General features: G+C 67.4%; 17 protein-coding genes. 6 read left to right on the top strand and 11 right to left on the bottom strand.

Translation table 11 applies throughout. The features are described 5' to 3' along the window. Positions 1-410 precede the first annotated feature (410 nt). The 6 genes from MF270_RS20580 to MF270_RS20605 form a co-directional block, all read right to left on the bottom strand. Entirely contained in the window at positions 411-1,031 is a 621-nt protein-coding gene (locus MF270_RS20580; RefSeq protein ID WP_238367671.1) for a tyrosine-type recombinase/integrase, read from the bottom strand. Positions 1,032-1,819: 788 nt separating this feature from the next. Further along, complete coding sequence (locus tag MF270_RS20585; RefSeq protein WP_238367672.1) at positions 1,820-3,415, bottom strand: ABC transporter ATP-binding protein; 1,596 nt, start codon at positions 3,413-3,415, stop codon at positions 1,820-1,822. Then, the gene (locus MF270_RS20590; RefSeq protein WP_238367673.1) at positions 3,412-4,563 is read right to left on the bottom strand and encodes an ABC transporter permease; all 1,152 of its coding nucleotides are present in this window, start codon (positions 4,561-4,563) and stop codon (positions 3,412-3,414) included. Before MF270_RS20590 ends, MF270_RS20585 begins: the two co-directional genes overlap by 4 nt. Positions 4,564-4,566: 3 nt before the next feature. Then, a complete protein-coding gene (locus tag MF270_RS20595; RefSeq protein WP_238367674.1) occupies positions 4,567-5,658 on the bottom strand; it encodes a microcin C ABC transporter permease YejB in 1,092 nt (363 codons plus the stop codon). A gap of 4 nt (positions 5,659-5,662) precedes the next feature. Beyond that, on the bottom strand, positions 5,663-7,561 hold the full coding sequence (locus MF270_RS20600; RefSeq protein WP_238367675.1) for an extracellular solute-binding protein: 1,899 nt from the start codon (positions 7,559-7,561) through the stop codon (positions 5,663-5,665). Positions 7,562-7,734: 173 nt separating this feature from the next. Continuing rightward, positions 7,735-8,259 (bottom strand): c-type cytochrome, encoded by a 525-nt coding sequence (locus tag MF270_RS20605; RefSeq protein ID WP_238367676.1) that lies wholly within the window; start codon positions 8,257-8,259, stop codon positions 7,735-7,737. A gap of 131 nt (positions 8,260-8,390) precedes the next feature. Between MF270_RS20605 and MF270_RS20610 the strand changes: the two genes are divergently transcribed. Together MF270_RS20610 and MF270_RS20615 are read left to right on the top strand one after the other, a co-directional pair. After that, the gene (locus tag MF270_RS20610; RefSeq protein WP_238367677.1) at positions 8,391-9,221 is read left to right on the top strand and encodes a prephenate dehydratase; all 831 of its coding nucleotides are present in this window, start codon (positions 8,391-8,393) and stop codon (positions 9,219-9,221) included. Positions 9,222-9,556: 335 nt separating this feature from the next. Further along, a complete protein-coding gene (locus MF270_RS20615) occupies positions 9,557-10,759 on the top strand; it encodes a hypothetical protein (RefSeq protein WP_238367678.1) in 1,203 nt (400 codons plus the stop codon). Between the two features lie 10 nt (positions 10,760-10,769). On the opposite strand, the gene ggpS is transcribed toward MF270_RS20615, so the two are convergent. The 4 genes from ggpS to MF270_RS20635 form a co-directional block, all read right to left on the bottom strand. Beyond that, positions 10,770-12,275 (bottom strand): glucosylglycerol-phosphate synthase, encoded by a 1,506-nt coding sequence (gene ggpS / locus MF270_RS20620; RefSeq protein ID WP_238367679.1) that lies wholly within the window; start codon positions 12,273-12,275, stop codon positions 10,770-10,772. Position 12,276: 1 nt separating this feature from the next. After that, positions 12,277-13,059, bottom strand: a complete 783-nt coding sequence (locus MF270_RS20625; RefSeq protein ID WP_238367680.1) for an HAD-IIB family hydrolase — start codon at positions 13,057-13,059, stop codon at positions 12,277-12,279. Further along, entirely contained in the window at positions 13,056-14,132 is a 1,077-nt protein-coding gene (locus MF270_RS20630; protein ID WP_238367681.1) for an NAD(P)H-dependent glycerol-3-phosphate dehydrogenase, read from the bottom strand. The genes MF270_RS20625 and MF270_RS20630 overlap by 4 nt, the downstream gene beginning before the upstream one ends. A 171-nt stretch (positions 14,133-14,303) precedes the next feature. After that, positions 14,304-16,100, bottom strand: coding sequence for an ABC transporter transmembrane domain-containing protein (locus MF270_RS20635; RefSeq protein ID WP_238367682.1), 1,797 nt, complete (start codon positions 16,098-16,100; stop codon positions 14,304-14,306). Between the two features lie 197 nt (positions 16,101-16,297). On the opposite strand from MF270_RS20635, the gene MF270_RS20640 reads away from it, so the two are divergent. From MF270_RS20640 to MF270_RS20655, 4 genes are all read left to right on the top strand, one after another. Beyond that, positions 16,298-17,686: a multicopper oxidase family protein gene (locus MF270_RS20640; protein ID WP_238367683.1), complete on the top strand. Its 1,389-nt coding sequence runs from the start codon at positions 16,298-16,300 to the stop codon at positions 17,684-17,686. Positions 17,687-17,839: 153 nt separating this feature from the next. Continuing rightward, a complete protein-coding gene (locus MF270_RS20645) occupies positions 17,840-19,024 on the top strand; it encodes a calcium-binding protein (RefSeq protein WP_238367684.1) in 1,185 nt (394 codons plus the stop codon). A gap of 160 nt (positions 19,025-19,184) precedes the next feature. Continuing rightward, positions 19,185-20,573, top strand: coding sequence for a sensor histidine kinase (locus MF270_RS20650; RefSeq protein WP_238367685.1), 1,389 nt, complete (start codon positions 19,185-19,187; stop codon positions 20,571-20,573). Then, a complete protein-coding gene (locus MF270_RS20655; protein WP_238367686.1) occupies positions 20,566-21,222 on the top strand; it encodes a response regulator in 657 nt (218 codons plus the stop codon). The genes MF270_RS20650 and MF270_RS20655 overlap by 8 nt, the downstream gene beginning before the upstream one ends. 64 nt (positions 21,223-21,286) lie before the next feature. Here MF270_RS20655 and MF270_RS20660 read toward each other — a convergent pair whose 3' ends face one another. Further along, positions 21,287-22,990: a hypothetical protein gene (locus tag MF270_RS20660; RefSeq protein ID WP_238367687.1), complete on the bottom strand. Its 1,704-nt coding sequence runs from the start codon at positions 22,988-22,990 to the stop codon at positions 21,287-21,289. Between the last annotated feature and the right edge of the window lie 34 nt (positions 22,991-23,024).

Here is a 23,024-nt window from a genome sequence, read left to right on the forward strand (position 1 = left end):
TCGACGACTTCGTCGATGACACAGATCTCGTCGCCCGCATCAAGGCCAAATCACCGCGGTAGCAACCGGCCGGTTACTCAATGACTTAGCAGACTCTCAACGAACGTGGCCTCGCGCGTCTAAACATTCGTCCAAACATTCTGTTTTTGTTCTGTTCGCATTTCGGCGCTCTAACGCGCATCGCGAACGCCCTGAGCCGACCACATGTGGCAGGCCCAAGATTGCTTAGAATAGGGGAAGGATTGTTGCGGCACCTCACGCGCTGAGACGGCCCGCATGGGGCCGTACAGCCGACTGGCGGACTCAGGCCTGCGGCTTGCGCTTGGTGCGCTGCTGCTGCGCCTGAAGCGCCCTGACCTTCTGCCGGACCTTCTTGGTGTAGTGCAGCACCATCGCCGGGCTCTGCCCCGTTACCGAGGCAACCAGGTCGTCGCTACAGGCCGCCTCCACGAGCTCACAGGCCGCGTTGTAGCGTCAACTGTGAATTTCGTAATCGAGCCCCCAATGCGCTCCATGACGTTCCTGACGGCCGCCGAGGCGCCACGATAGGACCAGCGATTAGTCCCCCGCTCATTCGTCAGGATGAAGACCGAGTTCCGCTTGGCCGCGTCCAGCGCAATCTGGAGCTCGGGCAGGATCGGCACCCAGAGCTCTTTGCCGGTCTTGTTCTGCCGAACGACGAAGCCGCCATTCTCGATGTCGGACCAGCGCATCTCGAGCACGTCACCGATCCTCTGCCCCGTGCCAACGCAGAGATCCATGACAAGCCGCTCTCGTGTGCCGAGAGGGCATGTGTCCCGATAGACGTCCAGAGGCTCCTGCGGCCACGGCTCGCGGTCTTTCTGGACGGTCTTCAGCTCGGGAACACCGCGAACGGGATTGGTCTCCCGCCAACCCAGGTCAACGCAGTGCTCCATCAGGACCCGGAGCACCCGCAGCGAGTAGTTCGCGAAGTAAGCTTTTTCGGAATTTGCATCGCGCAGCCGGATCACGTCCTTGCGCTGCATTTTGGCGGGATTGGTCTCTCCCATGATCTCGCGGAAGAAATCGAGATGCTTGTCATAGTCGAGCCCGGTTCGGGGTTTCAGATCTCGATACCTGGGCGAATTCCTGTAGCTGTCGATCAGCGCCCCGAAGTTGCGGGCTATGACCTTTCGCGGCGCATCTTTCTGCGACAGGATGCCCGCGTACTCCCGCCAGAACTCGGGCGTTCCGAACTCAGACTGGAACTTCTGCGACGGCCCGCCGCTCGGCAGAAAAGCCGATCATCTCGCGAAGCAAGCCGGCATCGGCGCCCTGCTTTGCCAGCGCACGCAGGTCAATCGTGGGTTTGGTCCTCCGGGGCGTCCCTCGGTTCAGCTTGGTTCTGCAACCCGACCCGACCGAGACGCCCGATGGCCACCGAAAGCTACACCACGTCAATGGTCGTCACCTTCGGATGGGTATCGACCCGCGATGACGGACAGCGGCCTCAACCTACTTGGACAACGGATGCACCACGCGCCATAGAAGCGCCCGCCATCTTGCCAGTCACTGTTTTTTGAACAGGCGGTGGACCGTTCGTGACGCCATCGGACCACCGGGCCAGATGAGTCTTTCAACCCGCACAAAGGCAGCGGCTTTGTCGTGCATGTCGGCTTTGGACAGAATGGATATCGCCCATTCCTCAACGGCTTGACTCCAATACAGGAATCTCGGTTGAGTTTGTCATTTATCCAATTGCGCTGGAGACGGGCGCGCCCTGATCCCTTTCACCTTGCCGATAAACTCCGGGGGAGTCGCCGCAGGCGACGGGGGCTGGCCCCCTGTCCGGCCGGCCTCAGCCGTTGCCGGTGGGATTGAGCGCCGCGGCCAGCAGGCTGCGCGCATAGTCGGTTTGCGGCCGCTCAAAGAGGTCCTCGGCGTCGCCGTATTCCACCACGTCGCCCTGCTTCATCACCAGCACCTTGTGCGACATCGCCCGCACGACCTTGAGGTCGTGGCTGATGAACAGGTAGGCCAGTCCGTATTTCCGCTGCAGGTCCCGCAGCAGCTTCACGATCTGCACCTGCACCGTCATGTCGAGCGCCGATGTCGGCTCGTCCAGCACCACCAGGCGCGGGCGCAGGATCATGGCGCGGGCGATGGCGATGCGCTGGCGCTGCCCGCCCGAAAATTCATGCGGGTAGCGGTCCATCGCCATCGGGTCGAGCCCGACCTCGGCCATGACCTCGGCCACCAGCTGACGCACCGGGCGGCCGCCGGGATTGCCGTGCACGCCCAGCCCCTCGGAAATGATCTGCTCGCAGGTCATGCGGGGCGAGAGCGAGCCGAAAGGGTCCTGGAAGACGATCTGCATCTCGGCGCGCAGCTTGCGCAGCCGCTTGGTGGACCAGGCGCGCATGTCCTCGCCCATGAAGCGGATGCCGCCTTCGGAGGCGATCAGCCGCATCAGCGCCAGCGCCACGGTGGTCTTGCCCGACCCGCTTTCGCCGACGATGCCGATGGTCTCGCCCGCGCGGACGGAAAAGCTGGCGTCGTTCACGGCCTTCACATGGCCAACCGTCCGTTTCATCAGCCCCTTGTGGATCGGGAACCAGATCTTGAGGTGCTCGGCCTCGGCCACGACCCCGGCGTCCTCGGGCACCGGGTCGGGGGTGCCTGTCGCCTCGGCCGCCAGCAGCATCTGTGTATAGGGGTGCTGCGGCGCGTCGAAGATCTGCGCCGTCGGCCCGGCCTCGACGATCTCGCCGTCCTTCATCACGCAGACCCGGTCGGCGATGCGGCGCACGATGCCCAGGTCATGGGTGATGAAGAGCATCCCCATCCCCTCGTCCGCCTTCAGCTCGGCCAGCAGCTCGAGGATCTGCGCCTGGATCGTCACGTCAAGCGCTGTGGTCGGCTCGTCCGCGATCAGGATGTCGGGCTTGTTGGCAAGCGCCATGGCGATCATGACACGCTGGCGCTGCCCGCCCGAGAGCTGGTGCGGATAAGCGCTGAGCCGCGTTTCCGGATCGCGGATGCCGACCCGCGTCAGCAGCTCGAGGATGCGCGCCCGGGCGGCATCGCCGGTGATCCCCTGGTGCAGCGCGAGGCTTTCGCCCAGCTGCTTTTCCAGCGTGTGCAGCGGGTTGAGCGAGGTCATCGGCTCCTGGAAGATGAAGGAGATGTCGTTGCCCCGCACCTTACGCAAGAGCTTGCCATCGGCGCCGACCATCTCTTGCCCGTCATAGGTGACCGACCCCTCGACCATGGCGCTGTCGCCCAGCAGTTGCACGGTGGACAGCGCGGTCACCGACTTGCCCGACCCGCTTTCGCCGACCAGCGCGACCGTCTCGCCGCGCTCGAGCGCAAAGCTCACGCCCTTGACGGCCCGCACCGTCTGGCCGTCCTGCCGGAAGCTGACGGTCAGGTTCTTGACGGTCAAGAGGCTCATGAAAAGGTCTTCCTCGGGTCGAAGGCGTCGCGCACGCCCTCAAAGATGAACACCAGCAGCGACAGCATGATCGCGAAGGTGAAGAAGGCGGTGAAGCCGAGCCAGGGCGCCTGCAGGTTCTGCTTGGCCTGCAACGTCAGCTCACCCAGCGACGGCGCCGAGGACGGCAGGCCGAAGCCCAGGAAATCGAGCCCCGCGAGGGTCGAGATCGTGCCGGTCACGATGAAGGGCAGCATGGTCACCGTCGCGACCATGGCATTGGGCAGCATGTGGCGGAACATGATGGTCCAGTTCGACACGCCCAGGGCCCGGGCGGCGCGGACGTATTCGAGGTTGCGCGCGCGCAGGAATTCCGCCCGCACGACGCCCACGAGCGCCGTCCAGCTGAAGAGGATCGTCAGGAACACCAGCAGCCAGAAGCTTCGGCCCAGGATCGCGAAGAGGATGATGATGACGTAGATCGACGGGGTGGACGACCAGATCTCGATCACGCGCTGGAAGATGAGGTCCAATAGCCCGCCGAAAAAGCCCTGAAGCGCGCCGGCGATGATGCCGATGACCGACGAGACCACGGTGACGATCAGCGTGAAAAAGATCGACAGGCGGAAGCCGTAGATCACCCGCGCGACCACGTCACGCTTGGTGTCGTCGGTGCCCAGCCAGTTCTGGCCGTTGGGCGGCAGTGGCGCCGCGCCGGGGCGGTCGACGGGGGTGTTGAAGCTGTAGGGAATGAGCGGCCAGAGGGTCCAGCCCTTCTCGATCGCCTCACCCTCGACCACGCCGTCCTGCGCGTCGAGGATCACGCCCTCGGGGTCGTCGAAACAGATGTCGAGGCCGCCGGATTCGATCAGGCATTGCACCTCGATGTCGCGGTAGGGCGCTTCGGTCCGGAAGTCGCCGCCAAAGGCCGTCTCGGGGTAGAAGGTGAAGATCGGCGTGTAGTACTCGCCGCGATACTTCACCAGGATCGGTTTTTCGTTGGCGATGAACTCGGCAAACAGGGTGATCGTGAAGATCACCCCGAAGATGATGAGCGACCAGAAGGCGCGGCGGTTGCGCTTGAAATTGTTCCACCGGCGCCGGTTCAGCGGCGACAGGCGGCCCTTTGGGACCTCGGGGATGTGCAGCGGCTGCGGAGCGTCGGTCATGGCTCAGCCCTCCCGCCGCTCGAAGTCGATGCGGGGATCGACGAAGACATACATGAGGTCCGACAGGATGCCGACCACCAGCCCGATCAGGCCGAAGATGAAGAGCGTGCCGAAGATCACCGGGTAGTCGCGCGCCACCGCCGCCTCGAACCCGAGGCGCCCGAGGCCGTCGAGCGAAAAGATCGTCTCGATGATCAGGCTGCCCGAGAAGAAGACACCGATGAACACCGCCGGAAAGCCCGCGATCACGATCAGCATGGCGTTGCGGAAGATGTGGCCATACAGCACGCGGCTTTCGGTCAGGCCCTTGGCGCGGGCGGTCATGACGTAGTGCTTCTTGATCTCGTCGAGGAAGGAGTTCTTGGTCAGCAGCGTCAACGTGGCAAAGGCCGAAATGGTCGAGGCGATGACCGGCAGGGCGATGTGCCAGAAGTAATCCGCGATCTTGGCGAAGAAGCCCAGCTGGTCCCAGTTTTCCGAGGTCAGACCGCGCAGCGGGAAGATCTGCCAATAGGACCCGCCCGCGAACAGCACCAGCAGCAGGATCGCGAAGAGAAAGCCGGGGATCGCGTAGGCCACGATGATGACGCCGCTGGTCCAGGTGTCGAAACTCGACCCGTCGTTCACGGCCTTGCGGATACCCAGCGGGATCGACACGGCATAGGCGATCAGCGTCGACCAGAGGCCGAGCGAGATAGACACCGGCATCTTTTCGATCACCAGCTCGATCACGCCTTTCGACCGGAAATAGCTCTCGCCGAAGTCGAGCCGCATGTAATTCCACATCATGTTCAGGAACCGCTCCAACGGCGGCTTGTCGAACCCGAACTGCCGCTCGAGATCGGCGATGAACTCGGGCGGCAAGCCGCGCCCGCCGGCGTAATCCTGCGAGCCGGTGCCGGCCCCGCCGCCGCTCTCGGCCCCGCCACCGCCACCGGCGATGCCTTCGAAGACATCGCCGCCGCCATCGACCTGGGCCAGGATCTGTTCGATCGGGCCGCCGGGCACGAATTGCACCAGCGTGAAGTTGATCACCATGATACCGATCAGCGTGGGGATGATCAGCAAGAGCCTTCTCAGGATATAGGCGCCCATGGGCTTACAGTGCGCCCGCGTCGCGGAGCGCCTGCTCCTTTTCCGGGTTCACCCACCACAGCGACATCTCGCCAAGCCCCTTGGGCGGCGGGTTGTCGGTGTAGGGCCGGTCGAACATGTCGAGATAGGCGATGTTGTGCACGCCCTTGTACCATTGCGGCACCCAGATGTGCATGGCGCGCAGGCTCCGGTCGAGCGCGTGGACGGCGGTCGTCAGCTCTTCGCGGCTGTCGGCGTCGATGATATGCTGGATCAGCGCGTCGATGGCCGGGTTGCTGAGGCCGGCGGTATTTGCCGAGCCTTCGACGCTCGCCGTGTCGGATCCGAAGATCTGCCGCAACTCGTCGCCGGGGGTCTGGGACATGGAGTAGCGCTGGGTCACGATGTCGTAGTCGAAGGTCTTCTCGCGTTCCTGGCTCTCGGCCGCGTCGACCCGGGTGGCGTCGGCGCGGATGCCGAGCCGGCCGAGGTTCTCGACGAACGGGTTCACGATCCGGTCAAAGCTGGGCGAGTCGTTGAGGAACTGCACCTCGAGCACCTCGCCGGCCGCGTTGCGGCGCAGCCCGTCGTCGCCGACGGTCCAGCCGGCCTCGTCCAGCAGGCGGCCGGCCTGGCGCAGGCTGCGGCGGTCGGCCACGGTGTCGGCGGCCTGTACGGGCGGCACGAAGGCCTCTTCGGTGAACACCGTCTCGGGCAGGTGTTCGCGCAGCGGCTCGAGCAGGGCCAGTTCGGCCTCGGTCGGCATGCCGCTGGCCTGCAGGGTCGGCGAGTTCTCCCAGAAGCTGTCGGTGCGGTCATAAAGGCCGTAGAACAGCGATTCATTCGCCCATTCAAAATTGTAGGCCAGCCCGATCGCCTCGCGGACGCGCGGGTCCTGGAATTTCTCGCGGCGCAGGTTGAACCAGAACCCCTGCGTGCCGGCGGGGCGGCCATCGGGCAGGGTTTCGACCTTGATTGTGCCGTCCTCGATGGCGGGAAAGTTGTAGGCCGTGCCCCAGAGCTTGGACTGGAATTCCTCGCGGAAGGCATAGGCGCCGCCCTTGAACGCCTCGAAGGCGGTGGTGTAATCGGCGAAATATTCGACCTTCAGCACGTCGAAATTGTTCTGGCCGATGTTCACGGGCAGATCCTTGCCCCAGTAATCCTCGCGCCGCTGGTAGCTGACGGACCGGCCGGGATCGACCGAGAGCAGCGCGTATTCGCCCGAGCCCACGGGCGGCTCGAGCGTCGCCTCGGCGAAATCGACCTCGCTGTAATACGCCTCGGAGAAGACCGGCAGGCCGGCGGCGGTCATCAAGAGTTCTTTCAGCGCGCCCTCGGGCTTGAAGGTGTATTTGACCGTGTGTTCGTCCAGCGCCTCGACGCTTTCGAAATCCTTCAGGATCACCTTGTAGACCGGGGCGCCCTTTTCCAGCAGCACGTTGTAGGAAAAGACCGCGTCGGCGGCGGTGACCGGGGTGCCGTCGCTGAACCGCGCCTCGGGACGCATGTGGAAGATCACCCATTCGCGGCTTTCGGGATATTCGATGCTTTCGGCCAGCAGGCCGTACATCGAATCCGGCTCGTCGAGGGTGCCGGTCATCATGGATTCGAAGAACACAGAGGACAGCGCCGCCGCATTGCCCTTGAGGATGTAGGGCGAGAGCGAATCGAACGTCCCGAAGGCCCAGGTCGACATGGTGCCGCCCTTGGGCGCCTCGGGGTTCACATAGTCGAAATGCTGGAACTCGGGCCCGTATTTCAGCTCTCCGAAGATCGACACGCCGTGGGAGCGGATCACCTCGTCCTGCGCGCGGGCGGCGCCGGCCCAGGCGCCCAGCGCGACCAGCACTGCCCCGCCGGTCAGCGCCACCATCCTGCGAAAGTCCCGGGTCCGTGTCGTCGCAATCGGTCGTGCACGCATGTCAGCCTCTTTCCTCAGTCCTGTGGATGGATCTGGTGCAAACAACTTAAGTTTCGAGTCAAAGGCTATTCAAGTTGAGAAACCGTGAACGAAAGGTGAAAGCACCGTGTTCGGACAAAAAAGCCGCCGCACCGGGTGCGACGGCTTTGCAATTCTGCGCAAGACAGGCTGGATCAGCCGCCCAGCGTCTCCAGGTAGGCGATCAGGTCGGCGCGGTCCTCGGCCTTCTTCAGACCGGCAAAGCCCATCTTGGTGCCCGGCGCAAAGCCCTTGGGGTTCTCGAGGAAATGGTTCAGGTTGTCCGGCGACCAGACGTCGGCGACCGCTTCCAGCGCGCCCGAATAGCCGTAGCCTTGGACGCTGTCGACCGCGCGGCCGACCACGTTGTACAGCGTCGGGCCGGTACCGTTGGCGCCGGGCTCGACCTGGTGGCAGGCCTTGCACTTGTTGAAGACGCGCTCGCCCGCGCCAGCATCAGCCGAGGCCAGAAGGGTCGCGAAATCGGGACCTTCTTCCACTTCGCCGCCGCCGGTTTCGCCGTCGGTTTCAATCATGTAGCCCATGGCGTGTTCTTCGTCGCCGTGGCCCACGGGACCGACGTGGTAGATCGATTCAGCCGTCCAGTTGGCCAGCAGGTACACCAGGAGGGCGCCGCACACGGCACCGCCGGCCTTGGTCAGAGTCATCGTGTCGAACATGGCTTGCCCATTCGCTGCAGGTTTCGTCGGGCGGTATGTATATGCTTCCCCTGCCCCAACGCAAGGTGTACATGCCGCGACCAAACGACAGGGGCCTTCGGGCGCCGACCGACGGACAAGGACCACCCGCCATGACCCATCGCATCGCTTTTCAGGGCGAACCCGGCGCCTACAGCCACGAGGCCTGCCACGCCGCCCGCCCCGAGATGGAGGCCCTGCCCTGCCGGACCTTCGAAGATGTGATCGACGCGGTCAAGTCGGGCGAGGCCACGCTGGCCATGCTGCCGGTCGAGAACTCGACCTATGGCCGGGTGGCCGACATCCACCGGCTGCTGCCCGAAAGCGGGCTGCATATCGTCGATGAGGTCTTCACCCGCGTGCGCATCAGCATGATGGCGAACCCGGGCGTACGGCTCGAGAATGTCCGCGTGGCGCGCGCGCACATGGTGCTGCTGCCGCAGGCCAAGTCGTTCCTGGTGAAACACGGGATCGCGCCGGAAAGCTCGGTCGACAGCGCCGGCGCGGCGGCCGACCTGGCCGCCAGCGGCGAGCGGGACGTGGCCGTGATGGCGAGCGAACTGGCGGCCGAGATCTACGGGCTCAACATCCTGGCCCGCGACATCGAGGACCACGGGCACAACACCACGCGATTCCTCGTCATGTCGCCCGAGGCCGACCTGGGCCGGCGCAGCGACGACATGATGACCACCTTCGTCTTCCAGGTGCGCAACATTCCGGCCGCGCTCTACAAGGCGATGGGCGGTTTCGCGACCAACGGCGTCAACATGACCAAGCTGGAAAGCTACATGGTCGACGGCAGTTTCACCGCGACGCAGTTCTATGCCGATATCGAGGGGCACCCCGAGGACCCGGCCGTGGCCCGCGCGCTGGAAGAGCTGGCCTATTTCACCAAGGAACTGCGGATTCTTGGTGTCTACCCGGCCGATCACAAGCGGCACTGACAGCACGGGGGCGCTGCCCCCGTCCGCCCGGTGGGCGGACTCCCCCGGAGTTTATCGGCAAGATGAAGGGGGATCGGGTGCCTTGCTCGGGCCCGGACGCGCGGCGGAGATTGCGGGAGTAAGGGGCCAGCCCGCGGGCCGCGGGCTCGGCACAAGGATAAGGAGGGGCCCCAGGCGCGAGACAAAAGGTCGTGGGGCTCCGCCGCTAGGGCTTCGCGGGATATTTCCGGCAAGATGAAGCGGGATCGGCACCTGCGGTGACAGGGGGCCTTGCCCTTGGGCGGCGGCGCTGTGATGGTCGGACGAACAGGGGATTTGCCGGGCAGAGTGTCGTCATGAAATGCATTCTTCACATCGGGACCGAGAAGACCGGGACCACCCTGTTGCAGGACTGGCTTTACGACAACCGTAAGGCGCTGTCGGCGCAGGGGATCGCGTTGACCTCGAGCGCGGCGGCGCCGAACAACCGTCGGCTGGCGGCCAGCGTGATGCAGGAGCCGGACGATTTCTTTCGCCGGCTCGGGCTGCTTGAGCCCGGCAAGGCGGAGGCGTTCTTTGCCACCTTCCGGGCCGAGTTCACCGCCGAGGTGCAGGCGCTTGCCAAGACCCATGACACGTTGGTGCTGACGTCCGAGCATTTTCACAGCCGGCTGGAGACGGTCGAGGAGATCCGGGCGCTCAGAGCCTTCCTTGCGCCGCTGGTCGAGGACATCGTGGTGCTGTGCTATTTCCGCGAGCAATCCGAGGTGCGGCGGTCGCTTTATTCCACGGCGCTCTGGGTCGGGGTGTCGACCGGGCCGATCGACGGGTTCCAGCGTCACAACGACGAGCGGGACCATTACTACAATTACGAGCTGATGTTCGGCAAATGGGCCGAGGTCTTTGGAGAGGACGCGCTGCGCCCGCGGCTCTACGGCACGGCGCATTTCGAAGGCGGCGACATCCGCCGCGATTTCCTGGCGCAGCTCGGCCGCGATGTGGACGCGGCCAAACTGTCGTGGAAGGTGACGACCGCCAACACCAGCTTTGGCCGGCTGAAGTCGGTCATCGCCCGGGCGCTGAACATCGCCCAGCCGCAATATGTCAAGGATCGCTACAACGACACGCGCCACCGCCTGATGGCCCGGATCGCCGAGGCCGACGCTCTGGACAGCGGCCCGCTGACCAGCCCCGGGCAGGCCGAGTTCCACGCCCGGTTCGACGCCTCGAACCGTCGCTTTGCCGAGAGGTTCCTGGGCCGGACGGGCAATCCCTTTCCCGCGCCGGACGACACGCCCCGCAGCGCCGGAGAAGCGCAGATCGAGGCGGCGCTGCTCGAGGGGATGCAGGCGGTCTTTGCCCGCCCTGGCCTTGTCGTCATCGGCAAGGAAGAGGCGCGGCGGCTGCGCGACATGGCGCTGCGGCTGCACAAGGCCGGCCAGGTCCATGATGCGCGGTTCCTGCTGCGGATGGCCGTGCGCGCCGTGCCCGGCCTGCCCAAGGCGCAATCGACGCTGGAGGCCTGGGAGGCCGAGGCCCAGAAGGCCCCGGCCCGCTGACCCGGAGGCTTCAGGCCGCCGGCGAGACCAGCGACACCGGCAGGTCCTTGGCGCCGAAGGCCTGGATCTGGTCCTCGGCCCAGAAGCGGATGTCATGCTTGGACACGACCCTGCGCATCTCTTCCATGCGGGCGCGGCGGTCTTCCTCGGACATGACCAGCGCGGCCGAGATCGCGCTGTCCATCGCCCGGTGCGAGAAGGGGTTCGTGAGCACGGCCGAGCTCAGCTCGACCGCGGCGCCGGCGAATTCGGACAGCACCAGCACGCCGTCGCCATCGGTGCGGGCGGCGCAATATTCCTTGCACACCAGGTTCATCCCGTCGGCCAGCGGCGTGATCCAGGCCACGTCGGCCGCCTGGTAATAGGCGATCAGGTCGCGGAACGGCACCGGCTGCGAAATCAGCGCCACGGGCTGCCATTCGAAGCTGCCGAAGCGGCCGTTGATGCGCCCGGCCAGCTGTTCGAGGTCGTTCTGGATTTCCTCGTAGGCCACCATGTTGCGGTTGGCCGCCACCGACACATGCATCAGCCGCACCTTGCCGCGCAGGTCGGGGCGGCTGTCGAGCAGGCGCTCGTAGCTTTGCAGCTGTTCGATCCCGCCCTTGGTGTAGTCGGTGCGCCCGACCGACAGGATCAGCTGCGCCTCGCCCAGCTCCTTCCGGACCTCCGCCAGCTTGACGGCAGTTTCCTCGGTCCCGGCGAGGCGTTCGATATACTCGACATCGACGCCCACCGGCGAGGCCTGCAACGTGATCTCGTGGCCGCCGTAGGTGAGCCGGGTGGGCACGCTTTGTTCGGACAGGGCCGAGGTCTGCGAGGACAACTCGGGCTTGACCTTCTCGCGCTTCAGCACGTCCACCTCGAGCAGCGAGCGCGCGGCATGGACGAAATTGTTGACGTAGCGCGGGATGTGGAAGCCGACGACGTCGCAGGCCAGCAGGCTTTCCAGGATCTCCTTGCGCCAGGGCAGCACGTTGAAGATGTCGGCCGAGGGAAAGGGCGTGTGGTGGTAGAAGCTGATCTTCACATCCGGTCGCAGCTTGCGCAAATAGCCGGGCACGAGCCACAGGTTGTAGTCATGCACCCAGACCACCGCGCCCTCGGCCGCCTCGGCGGCGGCGGCTTCGGCAAAGGCCCAGTTCACCTCGCGGAAGGTCGGCCAGTCGACGGGGTCGTAATTGTAGCGCTCCTTGAAGCCGTGCAGGATCGGCCAGAACGCCTCCTTGGACGAGACATGGTAAAAGCTGCTGACCTGTTCGCGGGTCAGCGGCAGGCGCGACACGCTGTAGGTGCCGTATTGATCGTCGATCTCGATCACCCGCTCGAAATCGGGGTTGCTGGGGTCCTCGGCCTCTTTCCAGGCCACCCAGGCGCCCTTCTCGAACCGGCCGAAAAAGCTTTTCAGCGTCGGGACGATGCCGTTGGGGCTCTTGTTCTCGCGGTATTCGATCTTTCCGTCGACCTCCACCTCTTCGTAGGGCTGGCGGTGGTAGACGATGACGAGGTTGGAAGACATGTCAGGCTCCTTTCGGGCTGTCGTGCAGGTCGAAGGCGGCGATCGCCTCGAGGATGCCGGCCGCGCCATGGCCGCCTGCGTGGTGCAGGTGGGGCGCTTCGCCCAGCGCCTCGACCAGGGCGGGTTCGGAATTGCCGACGGCGACCGCGGGCAAGCCGCAGGCCAGCATCGACAGGTCGTTCATCGTGTCGCCGGCACAGAGCACGCGGCGCGCCTCGATGCCGAGATGATCGACCAGCCGGCGGATCGACGGGCCCTTGGAGACGCCCTTGGGCAGTACGTCGAAATAGCGGTTGTCCGAGATCAGCCAGTCCAGGCCCAGCTCCTCGACCTTGTCCTTGGCGGAATGGTCGAAATCGGCGGGGTGCAGGTCATAGCTGACGCGGTAGCGAAAGGCGGTGGGTTGCAGCGAGAGGCCGGAATGGCCGTCGAGCGCCGCGCGCACCACGTCGCCCTGGTCCTGCCAGCGCGCGGCGATGTCCTGTTCCAGCGGCTCGATCGGGGCGATATCACCCTCGGGCGTCACCTCGGCGATGGTCGTGCCCACGTCGCCGACCACGTATTCGGGCCAGGGCAGGCCCTGCTTGCGGCACATCTGCATGATGAACTCCGGATCGCGCCCGGTGACAAAGATCAGGCCCACGGTGTCGCGGTTGTCCTCGATCCAACCGTAAAGGCGGGCGCGGTCGCCGTCGCTGCCGCCCAGGAAGGTGCCGTCGAGGTCGGTCGCCAGCACCATGCGGCGGGCCGAGATGTCGGGGCGCGGGGTGGCGTGGACGTTCATTTGCTGTCTCCGAATTGCAGGCTGAGGCCGGGGGCCGGGTGGGAAAAGCTGAGGTCGAGCGCGCGCGGCTCCGCCTCGATCGGCCGGGACCAGAGCGCGTTGAAGCTGCCGGCAAGGTCGGCGCCGGTGTGCAGCACGGCATTCACCGTCTCGCAGATCGGCATGGGCACGTTGATGCGCCGCGCCAGGTCGATGACGGAAACGGCGTTCACCTCGCCCTCGACCACCACGGGCTGCGCATCAAAGCACATGGCGCGCGGGATGCCCTGCCCCAGCTGGGTGCCCAGCGACATGTTGCGCGAGGTGGTGGACGAACAGGTCAGCGTCAGGTCGCCCGCGCCCGACAGGCCGGTCACCGTCTCGCGCCGGCCGCCCAGCGCCTCGGCCAACTGCTTCATCTCGTCGATGCCGCGGGTGATGAGCGCGGCGCGGGTGTTCTCGGCAAAGCCCGCGCCCGACATCATCCCGCAGGCGATGGCGATGACGTTCTTGACCGCGCCGCCCACCTCGACGCCAACGAGGTCGTCGCTGACATAGGGGCGAAAGCCCCCGCCGCTGAGCGACACGGCCAGCCGCACGGCCGGGCTCTGGTAGGGGTCGAGCCGGTCCTGGTAGGCGAAGGGAAAGGCCACGGTGGCGGCAGTCGGATGCTCCAGCGCGGTTTCGGCGGCAAAGGTCGGGCCGGACACGGCGCCGACCGGGTGGCCGGGCAGCTCCTCCGAGACGACCTCGGACAAGAGGTACCCGGTGCCGCGTTCGACGCCCTTGCAGGCCAGCGCGATGGGGATGCCCTCGGGCAGCTTGCCGGCGATGGCGCGGCACATCTGGCGCAGCGACGAGGACGGCGTGACGATCAGCAGCGCGTCGATCCCGTCCAGCGCGGCATCGAGATCGGCGGTGGCGGTGATGCCGGTGGGCAGGTCGATCCCGGGCAGGTAGGCCTCGTTGCGGCCGGTGGCGTTGATCGCCTCGGCCAGCTCGGCGCGACGCGCCCAGAGGCTGACCTCGCGGCCGTTTCGGGCAAGAACGCTGGCCAGGGCAGTGCCCCATGATCCAGCGCCGAGAACGGCCAATTTCGTGTAAGGCAGGGCGGGCTTCTGGTCGACAAAGTCCTTGATAACGAACCTCCATTGGATGATCCGCAGGGTGCGCGGACGAATTTCTCGCTGCAAGGCAAACGTGCCGCAGCGCAGAAAGTTCCCGGAAATTCGAGATTATCGGTTATTTTTTCGGCGCGGTGCCCGTCAGGTCTCCACCAGCCCATCGGTGAACTGCAGCCGGGCAAGGCGCGCGTAAAGCCCGCCTTCGGCCACCAGCGCGTCGTGGGTTCCCTGCGCGACGATGCGGCCGTTCTCCATCACCACGATGCGGTCGGCCTTTTTCACCGTGGCCAGCCGGTGCGCCACGATGACGGTGGTCCGGTCGGCCGAGACGCGGTCGACCGCCGCCTGCACCAGCCGCTCGCTTTCGGCGTCAAGCGCACTTGTCGCCTCGTCCAGCAGCAGCACCGGCGCGTCGCGCAGGATGGCGCGGGCGATGGCGATGCGCTGCTTTTGCCCGCCCGACAGCATCACGCCCCGCTCGCCCAGCCAGCTGTCGTAGCCCTCGGGCAGCGCGGCGATGAACCCGTCGGCGGCCGCGGCCTGCGCGGCGGCGCGCACCTCGTCGTCGCTGGCCCCCGGCCGGCCGAACCGGATGTTGTCGGCGGCCGAGGCGGCAAAGATCACCGGATCCTGCGGCACCAATGCAATCGCCTTGCGGAAGTCGTCCCGCGCCATGTCGCGCAGGTCGATGCCGTCCAGCGTGACGCGCCCCTCGGCCGGATCATAGAACCGCTGGATCAGCTGCACGATGGTGGTCTTGCCCGCGCCCGAAGGGCCGACAAGGGCCACCGTTTCGCCCGGCTCGATCACCAGGTCGACCCCGTCGAGGGCCGAGACCTCGGGCCGCGTCGGGTAGGCAAAGCGCACGCCCTCGAAGCCGATCCGCCCCCTGGCGGGCATCGGCAGGGCGACGGGCGCCGCCGCATCGGTCACGGTGTCGGTGGCGGTCAGCAGCTCGACCAGACGCTCGGTCGCGCCGGCGGCGCGCTGCAGCTCGCCCCAGATTTCCGAAAGCGCCGCGACGGACCCGGCGGTCATCACCGCGTAGATCACGAATTGCACCAGCGCGCCGGGCGACATGTCCCCGGCCCGCACGTCCCGCGCGCCGATCCACAGAACGCCGACCACGCCCGAGAACACCAGGAAGATCACGATGGCGGTCATCACCGCCCGCGTGGTGATCCGCTTGCGCGCGGCGACAAAGCTTTTCTCGGTCACGTCGTCGAACCCGGCGCGGCTGAGGTCTTCGTGGGTGAAGGCCTGCACGGTCTGTACCGCCAGCAGCGTTTCCGACGCGGTGCCGGACGAGGCGGCGATCCAGTCCTGGTTCTCGCGGCTCAGTACCCGCAGGCGGCGGCCCAGCGTCAGGATCGGCACAATGACGACGGGCACGATCAGCAGCACGAGGCCGGTCAGCTTGGCCGAGGTGAAGAGCATCAGCACGATGCCCCCCAGCAGGATCAGCGCGTTGCGCAGGGCGATGGAAATGGACGAGCCGATGACCGACAGGATCAGCGTGGTGTCGGTGGTGATGCGGCTCAGCACCTCGCCGGTCATGATCTTTTCGTAAAAGCTGGGCGACAGGGCCAACACGCGGGCAAAGACCGCCTTGCGGATGTCGGTCACGACCCGTTCGCCCAGCCGCGTGACCAGCGCGTAGCGCACCGCCGTACCGAGGGCGAGCAGCAATGCGAAGGCCAGCGCCGCCCCGAAGTAGCGGTCTAGCAGCGCGCCGTCCTCGGTGCCGAAATTGTCGATGACGCGGCGCACGGCCATGGGCATGACCAGCGAGATCGAGGCGGTCAGCACCAGCGCGACCACGGCCGCACCGGCCAGCGCGCCATAGGGACGGATATAGGGAAATAGCGCCTTCAGCGCGCCCACGCGCTTGGATTTCTCGCGCTCCGCCTCCGCGCCCGGGGTGTTCCTGTCCGCCATCCACGTCCCTCCTGCCCGGTTGGTCCGGGTCGGTGGCGGGTTTGTGCCATCTGGGGCGCGCTGGTCAAGAGGCGCTTTGACGCCCCCCGGCGCCGGCAGCGGGGCCCGGACCCCGGGCCGCCTCTCGTCGCGATTGCCCAAGGCGGGCCGGATGTGCGACCATTGACATGCCAGGCAAATCAACCAGGAGGTCTGCCATGAAGATCATCCGCAGGACCTTCTGCGCCGGACTGGGCGGCGTGACGGCCCTCGCCGGGCTCGGCCTCGGGCCGTCCCTGGCCGCGCCCGCACCGCTGGTCGCGCGCAAGGCCCGCGTCCAGCTTGCGCCCGAAGGCTACCCGGACACCGAGGTCTGGTCCTATGACGGCACGATCCCGGGCCCCTTGATCCGCGTCCCGCAAGGCGCGCGCGTGCAGCGGCAACTGGTCAACGACCTGGACGAGCCGACGTCGATCCATTGGCACGGCATCCGCATCGACAACGCCATGGACGGCGTCTCGGGCCTGACGCAGGACCCGGTGCCACCCGGCGGCACCTTCGTCTACGACTTTGCCGTGCCCGACGCCGGCACCTTCTGGTACCACGCGCACCGCAACTCGATGGAGCAGGTGGGGCGCGGCCTCTCGGGTGTGCTGATCGTCGACGAAACGATGCCGCCGGAGGTGGACGGCGACGAGGTGCTGATGCTGGACGACTGGCTGCTTGATCCGGACACCGGCGCCTTTGCCGCGCCCTTCGCCCAGCCGATGATGATGAGCCATGGCGGCCGCACCGGCAACCTGGTCGGTGTCAACGGGCGCTACGATCACGCCCTGACCGCCCCCACGGGCGCGCGTCTGCGCCTGAGGCTGATCAACGCCGCCAATGCCCGCATCTTCTCGTTGCGGCTTCAGGGCATGACCGGCTGGACCGTGGCGCTGGACGGGATGCCGCTGGAGGTGCCCGAGGCGGCAGACGGCGCGATCACTCTGGCCCCCGCCCAGCGCGTCGACCTCATCGTCGACGTGACGGCGACGCCCGGCGCGGCGGCCGGGCTGCTCATGGGGATGAACGATGACAGCTGGAATGCGCTGGTCGAGATGGAGGTCACCGCCGGCCGTGCCCCGCGCGGCACCGCGCCCGCGCCGTTGCCCGCCAATCCGAACACCGCCCGGCCCGATCTGGCCGGGGCGCGCCGGCTCGAGATGGTGATGGAAGGCGGCGCCATGGCGGGGCTCGAGCAGGCCACCTACCAGGGCGAAACGCTCGACTTCCGGGGGCTGATCGACCGGGGCCAGTTCTGGGCGCTTTCGGGCCAGGCCGGGCTGTCCGACACGCCCTTTGCGCGGCTGGATCGCGGCGAGGTCCTGCGCCTGGGCCTGGTCAACCAGACCGCCTTTCCCCATGCCATGCACCTGCACGGCATGCATTTCCGGCAGGTCCGGGCGGATGGCAGCCTTGGCCCGCTGCGCGACACGATCCTGTCGATCCCGCGCGAGCCGCTCGAGATCGTGCTGGTCGCCGACAATCCCGGAAAGTGGCTGCTGCATTGCCACATGCTGGCCCATGCGGCCACGGGCATGACCACCTGGATCGAGGTCGCCTGACGCCAGCCCGCCCCGGCCCTCGGCCCGGCGCGGATCGGACCTTGGTCCGGCCCGGGGCCGGACCCTTGCGCGCAAGCCCATGGACCACCGCAGGATGTGCCGCCCGCCCCGCCGCCGCAGGATGCCCGCACCCAGACATCACGGAGCGGGACAATGGACATCGAGAAGATCGAAGTGAACGGCGCGAATATCCAGGTGAAATACCAGGATGGTTCGCGCGAAGAGATCACGGCCGGCGTGTACGAAGCGCGCGACACCGAGGGCGACCGGACCGAACGGCGCACGGCGACCGAGGCGGACATCGCCCGGCTGACCACCCTGGCGACCGACTGGCTGGCCGAGGTGCAGCCGCTGGACGCGCTGGTGATCGAGGTGCAGATCCTCGGCACCCATATCGACATCTATTATGACGACGGCCGCAAGGAATCGATCCACGACGGGTTCTACGAGATCAAGAACGCCGCCAACGACACGATCTACCAATCCCCCGCCACGCCCGAGCTGACCGAACGGCTGAGCGGGCTCGAGGCCGGAGAGCTGGGCTCGGGCGAGCCGGGCAGCACCGATCCAATCGTGCTGGACGGCACCGACGGTGCAGACGACATCGACGGCACGGCGTTGAGCGACATCATCTCGGGCGGCCTTGGCGACGACACCCTGCGCGGGCGCGAGGGTGACGACACGGTCACCGGCGACGAAGGCAACGACCGGGTGCGCGGCGACCAGGGCGCGGATGACGTCTCGGGCGGGGCCGGCGATGACCGGGTGCGCGGCGGGTCGGGCGATGACGTGGTGCACGGGGGCGACGGCAACGACCTGGTGCGCGGCGACTGGGGCAACGACATGGTCTACGGCGACGCGGGCCACGACACCGTGCGCGGCAACCACGGCGCCGACACCGTCTCGGGCGGCGACGGGGACGACCTCGTGCGCGGCGACGAGGGCGATGACCTGGTGATGGGCGACGCGGGCAACGACCGGGTGCGCGGTGGCGATGGCAACGACACCGTGCTGGGCGGCGACGGCGATGACCGCGTGGACGGGCAGCTGGGCGACGACACGCTGGACGGCGGCGCGGGCGAGGACCGCTACGATGGCGGCCTCGGGGCGGATGTCTTTGTCTTCTCGGCCGATGGCGTGACCGACCGGATCGTCGATTTCGAAGACGGCATCGACGTGATCGACCTGTCGGCCTTCGGCCATGTCGGCGGCGCGGCGGCGCTCACGCTGACCCAGGTCTCGGTCGACCATGTGGCGATCGACCTGGGCGGCGGCGACCTGATCGACGTGTCCGACTGGACCCTCGGCCAGGTGGACGACAGCGACTTTTTGTTCTGAGGCCCGACCGGCCCCTCCCCGGGGGCCGGTCCGCCGCGTGGGCCCGTTGCCCAACCCGGGTCCCCGCGGCACATCGCGTGTCAGCCGCCCGACCAAAGTCCATTGCCAGCGCCGCGCGCGCGGCTAGGGTGAGCTGATTGAAGACCGGGACCAAAGCGGCGTGACCCCAAGACACTGGACAGACCTGACCCTCGCGACCCGCTTTGCCATCGCTTGCGGCGTGGTGATGATCGTCTCGGCGGCGCTGATCGGCAGCTTCGTCGATCACCGGATCGAGGCCACCGTGGTGCGCAACAATGCCGATGCCGCCGCGCTCTACATGGACAGCGTGATCGCCCCGCTGGGGCAGGAGCTGGCCGAGGACAACCGCCTGTCGCCCGGCGCGCGCCAGGCCCTGACCGAGGTGCTGGGCGCCCCGCCCCTGTCGGACCGCGTGGTGTCCTACAAGCTGCGCAACGCCGATGGCGTGCTGGTCGCCGCAAGCGATCCCGAGCTCATCGGCCGCGATTTCGGCATGACGGACGAGCTGCGCGCCGCCCTTGCGGGCGAGGTCATCGCCACCTTCGAGGACCTGCACGACGAAGAGGACAGCGGCGAGGCCGCGCTTGGCGTGCCCCTGCTCGAGGTCTATTCGCCCATCCGCGAGGCCTGGTCGGGCGAGATCATCGGCGTGGCCGAGTTCTACGAGATCGCCGAGGTGCTGCATGGCGATCTGCGGACCGTGCGGCTGCTCAGCTGGCTGACGGTGATCGGCGTGCTGACGGTGATCGGCGGCGCGCTGTACCTCATCGTGCTGCAGGGCAGCCGGACCATCGTCGCCCAGCAGGGCGAGCTGACGCGCCAGAACGCGGCGCTGCGGGCGCTGTCCGACCGCAACGCCGGGCTGCGCCGCCGGGTCAGCCAGGCCGCCGCCCGTGCCGCCGCGCTGAACGAGGCAACCCTGCGCGGCGTCGGCGCCGACCTGCACGACGGGCCGGCGCAATACATGGGCTACGCGGCGCTGCGGCTCGACGGGCTGCGCCGCCACGCGCCGGACGACGCGGCGCGCGCCGATTTCGACGCCGTCTCGACCGCCATCGCGGATTCGATCCGCGAGCTGCGGCAGATCTCGCGCGGGCTGGCCCTGCCCGACATCGAGCGCCGCACGCCTTGCGAGATCCTGTCGGGCGTGGCCGAGGCGCACAGCGCCCGCACCGGCGCGCCGGTCGCGCTCGACTGCCGGCTGGCCGATGACCTGCCCCTGTCCGAGGCGGCGCGCATCTGCCTTTACCGCGTGGCGCAGGAAGGGCTGACCAACGGCTGGCGCCACGGCGGCGGGGCCGACCAATCGCTCGAGGCGCATAGCGCGGGCGGCACGCTGCACCTCGCGGTGCGCGACCGTGGCCCCGGCCCGGGCCAGGCCCAGCCCGACCCCGATGGCGGGCTCGGCCTGGCCGGGCTGCGCGACCGGGTGGAATCGCTGGGCGGCACCGTCGTCCTGATGCCCCGCGGCGACGGGCCGGGCGCCGAACTGACCATGATCCTGGACCTGGAAGAGAGCCATGACTGACCCGATCCGCATCCTGGTCGCCGATGACCACCCGATCTACCGAGACGGCCTGGCCCGCACGCTGGAAGAAGACCCCGCCTGTCGCGTCATCGGCCAGGCCACCAACGCGCGCGAGGCCGCCGAACAGGTGGCCGCGCTGCGCCCCGACGTGGTCCTGCTGGACCTGTCGATGCCCGAGGGCGGCGGCATGGCCGCGCTCGCCGCGATCCGCGAAATGGAAAACGCGCCCAAGGTCGCCATGCTCACGGTGTCGGAAAACGACGACGACGTGCTGCGCGCGCTCAAGGCCGGGGCCATGGGCTACGTGCTCAAGGGTGTGGCCGGGCCCGACCTGGTGCGGATCGTCAAGGATCTGGCGGCGGGGCAAAGCTATGTCTCGCCCAGCCTCGCCATGCGCATCCTCAACGCCATGCGCAGCGGGTCCGAGCGCGAGGCGCATCCCGTCGACAGCCTGACCAAGCGCGAGGAGGACATCCTGCGCCTTGTCGCCAAGGGCCTGTCGAACAAGGAGGTCGGCCGCGCGCTGGACCTGCAGGAGAAGACGGTCAAGCACTACATGACCACGATCCTGCAAAAGCTCCAGGTCCGCAACCGGACCGAGGCGGCGCTGATGGCCCGCGAACGCTGGGCCGAGAAGCCGGCGCGCTAGGCGCCGCGCGCCCCGGACCCGTCGCCGCTCGGGCGGCTTCGGTTCCGGGGGGGCTTTTCCGGTGTCAGGAAAACAGGATATCGCTGTCCAGCGGCGCGTCGCCGCGCAGCAGCAGGATCTCGTCTTCGAAGGCGATGCGGGTGGCGCTCCCCAGGTCGGTGACGGCAAGGTCCGCAAAACCCGTCGCCCCCCAGGACCGCAGGTCGAGCGTGTCGATCCCGGTCTCGAAGTCGATGACCCGGTCGACCTGGCCGTCACGTTCCAGCACGAAGGTATCGGCCCCGGCGCCGCCGATCATGCGGTCCTGGCCGAAGCCGTCGATCAGCACGTCGTCGCCAGCGCCGCCGCGCAGCGTGTCGCCGCCCCGGCCGCCGTCGATCCAGTCGTCGCCCGCGCGGCCCGACATGAGGTCGCGCCCGCTGGCGCCGAACATGGCCTGCGAACCGGCGCTGCCGGTCAGCTCATCCTCCCCGTCCGTGCCCACGCGGCGGTCCCAGGTCAGGAACTCGGTGCGATAGATGTCCACCTGCTGGTCCAGCGGCGGGGTGCGGTTCCAGGCCCCGGCCGAGATCGACCCGTCGCCCGAAGCGCCGATGTCCCAGCCCATGTAGGGGATGCGCGGATCGTCGCTTTCCAGCTGCATCAGCATCAGCACCGGCGCATCGCCCGAGATGTCGTAGACGTAGATCGCGCCATCGTTGACGTCGTCGCCGGTCGTGGTGTTCAGGTCCGGCCCGTCCCAGCCCGGCGCGCCCACGTAAAGCGTCTTGCCGTCCGCGGTCAGCGCGATGTCCTGGCCGAACTGGTCGAGCACATCGTTGTCACCGGCGGTGAAGGACATGCGCAGCGTCGGCGCGCCGGTCTCGTCCAGGTCGTAGACATGGACGCTGCCCCCGCGCGTCGCGTCGAACAGCCCCGCGGTGCCCACGTCATCGGCCGAGGCGACAAGCACGGTGCCATCGGCCGACAGCGCCATGTGCTCGCCGAAACTGGCGCGGACCCCCGTCGCGGGCTCGGCGATCCGGGCCACGAAGGCCGGCGCCGCGCCCGACAGGTCGTAAAGGTAGATCGCGCCCTGGCTGGTGCCCGACATCTCGAACGGGGCCGAGATCGCGGCCAGCGTCCCATCGGCCGACAGCACCATGCCGCGCCCGAACCCGCCGCCCGCCGGATTTCCGGCGGGAGCCGTGTCGATGGTGTAAAGGAACGTCGGCGTGCTGCCCGAAAAATCGTAGACATGGACTTGGGCCGCCCCGCCGACCGCCGTCGGCTGCACGGCCATGATCATGGCGCGGGTGCCATCGGCCGACAGGACGATCTCCTCTCCGAAGCGGTCGTAGCCGGTCAGCCCGTCCGGCGCCTGCATCGTCCCGGCCAGCAGCGGCGCGGTGCCGCTCAGGTCGTAGACATAGACCATGCCGGTGTCGTTGATGTAGGACGGATCAAAGACCGAGGGGTCTTCCTCGCGGTCATGATCGTCGCCCGGCGCCGAGACCAGCAGCAGACTGCCATCGGCGCTGAGCGACACGGAATAGCCGAAGTAATCGTCGGCGAGCAGCGTCGGTTGCAGCACCGCCAGCGGCGCCGAGAAATCGCTCGTGTCGTAGATATAGACCGCACCCTGGGCCGTGCCCGGAATGTCCGGGTAGGCATGGGGGCCGGCGCCGATGACCATCAGCCCGCCATCGTGGCTGAAGGTGATCTGGTTGCCGAAACCGTAGCCGCTGAACGTGGCCGTGAGCCGCAGGTCTTCCGTCAAAATCGTCATCCTTGAAATCCTTCGAGATCGGCCGATATGCCCG

The organism is Mesobacterium pallidum (genome assembly GCF_019966535.1).
Classification (GTDB): domain Bacteria; phylum Pseudomonadota; class Alphaproteobacteria; order Rhodobacterales; family Rhodobacteraceae; genus Mesobacterium; species Mesobacterium pallidum.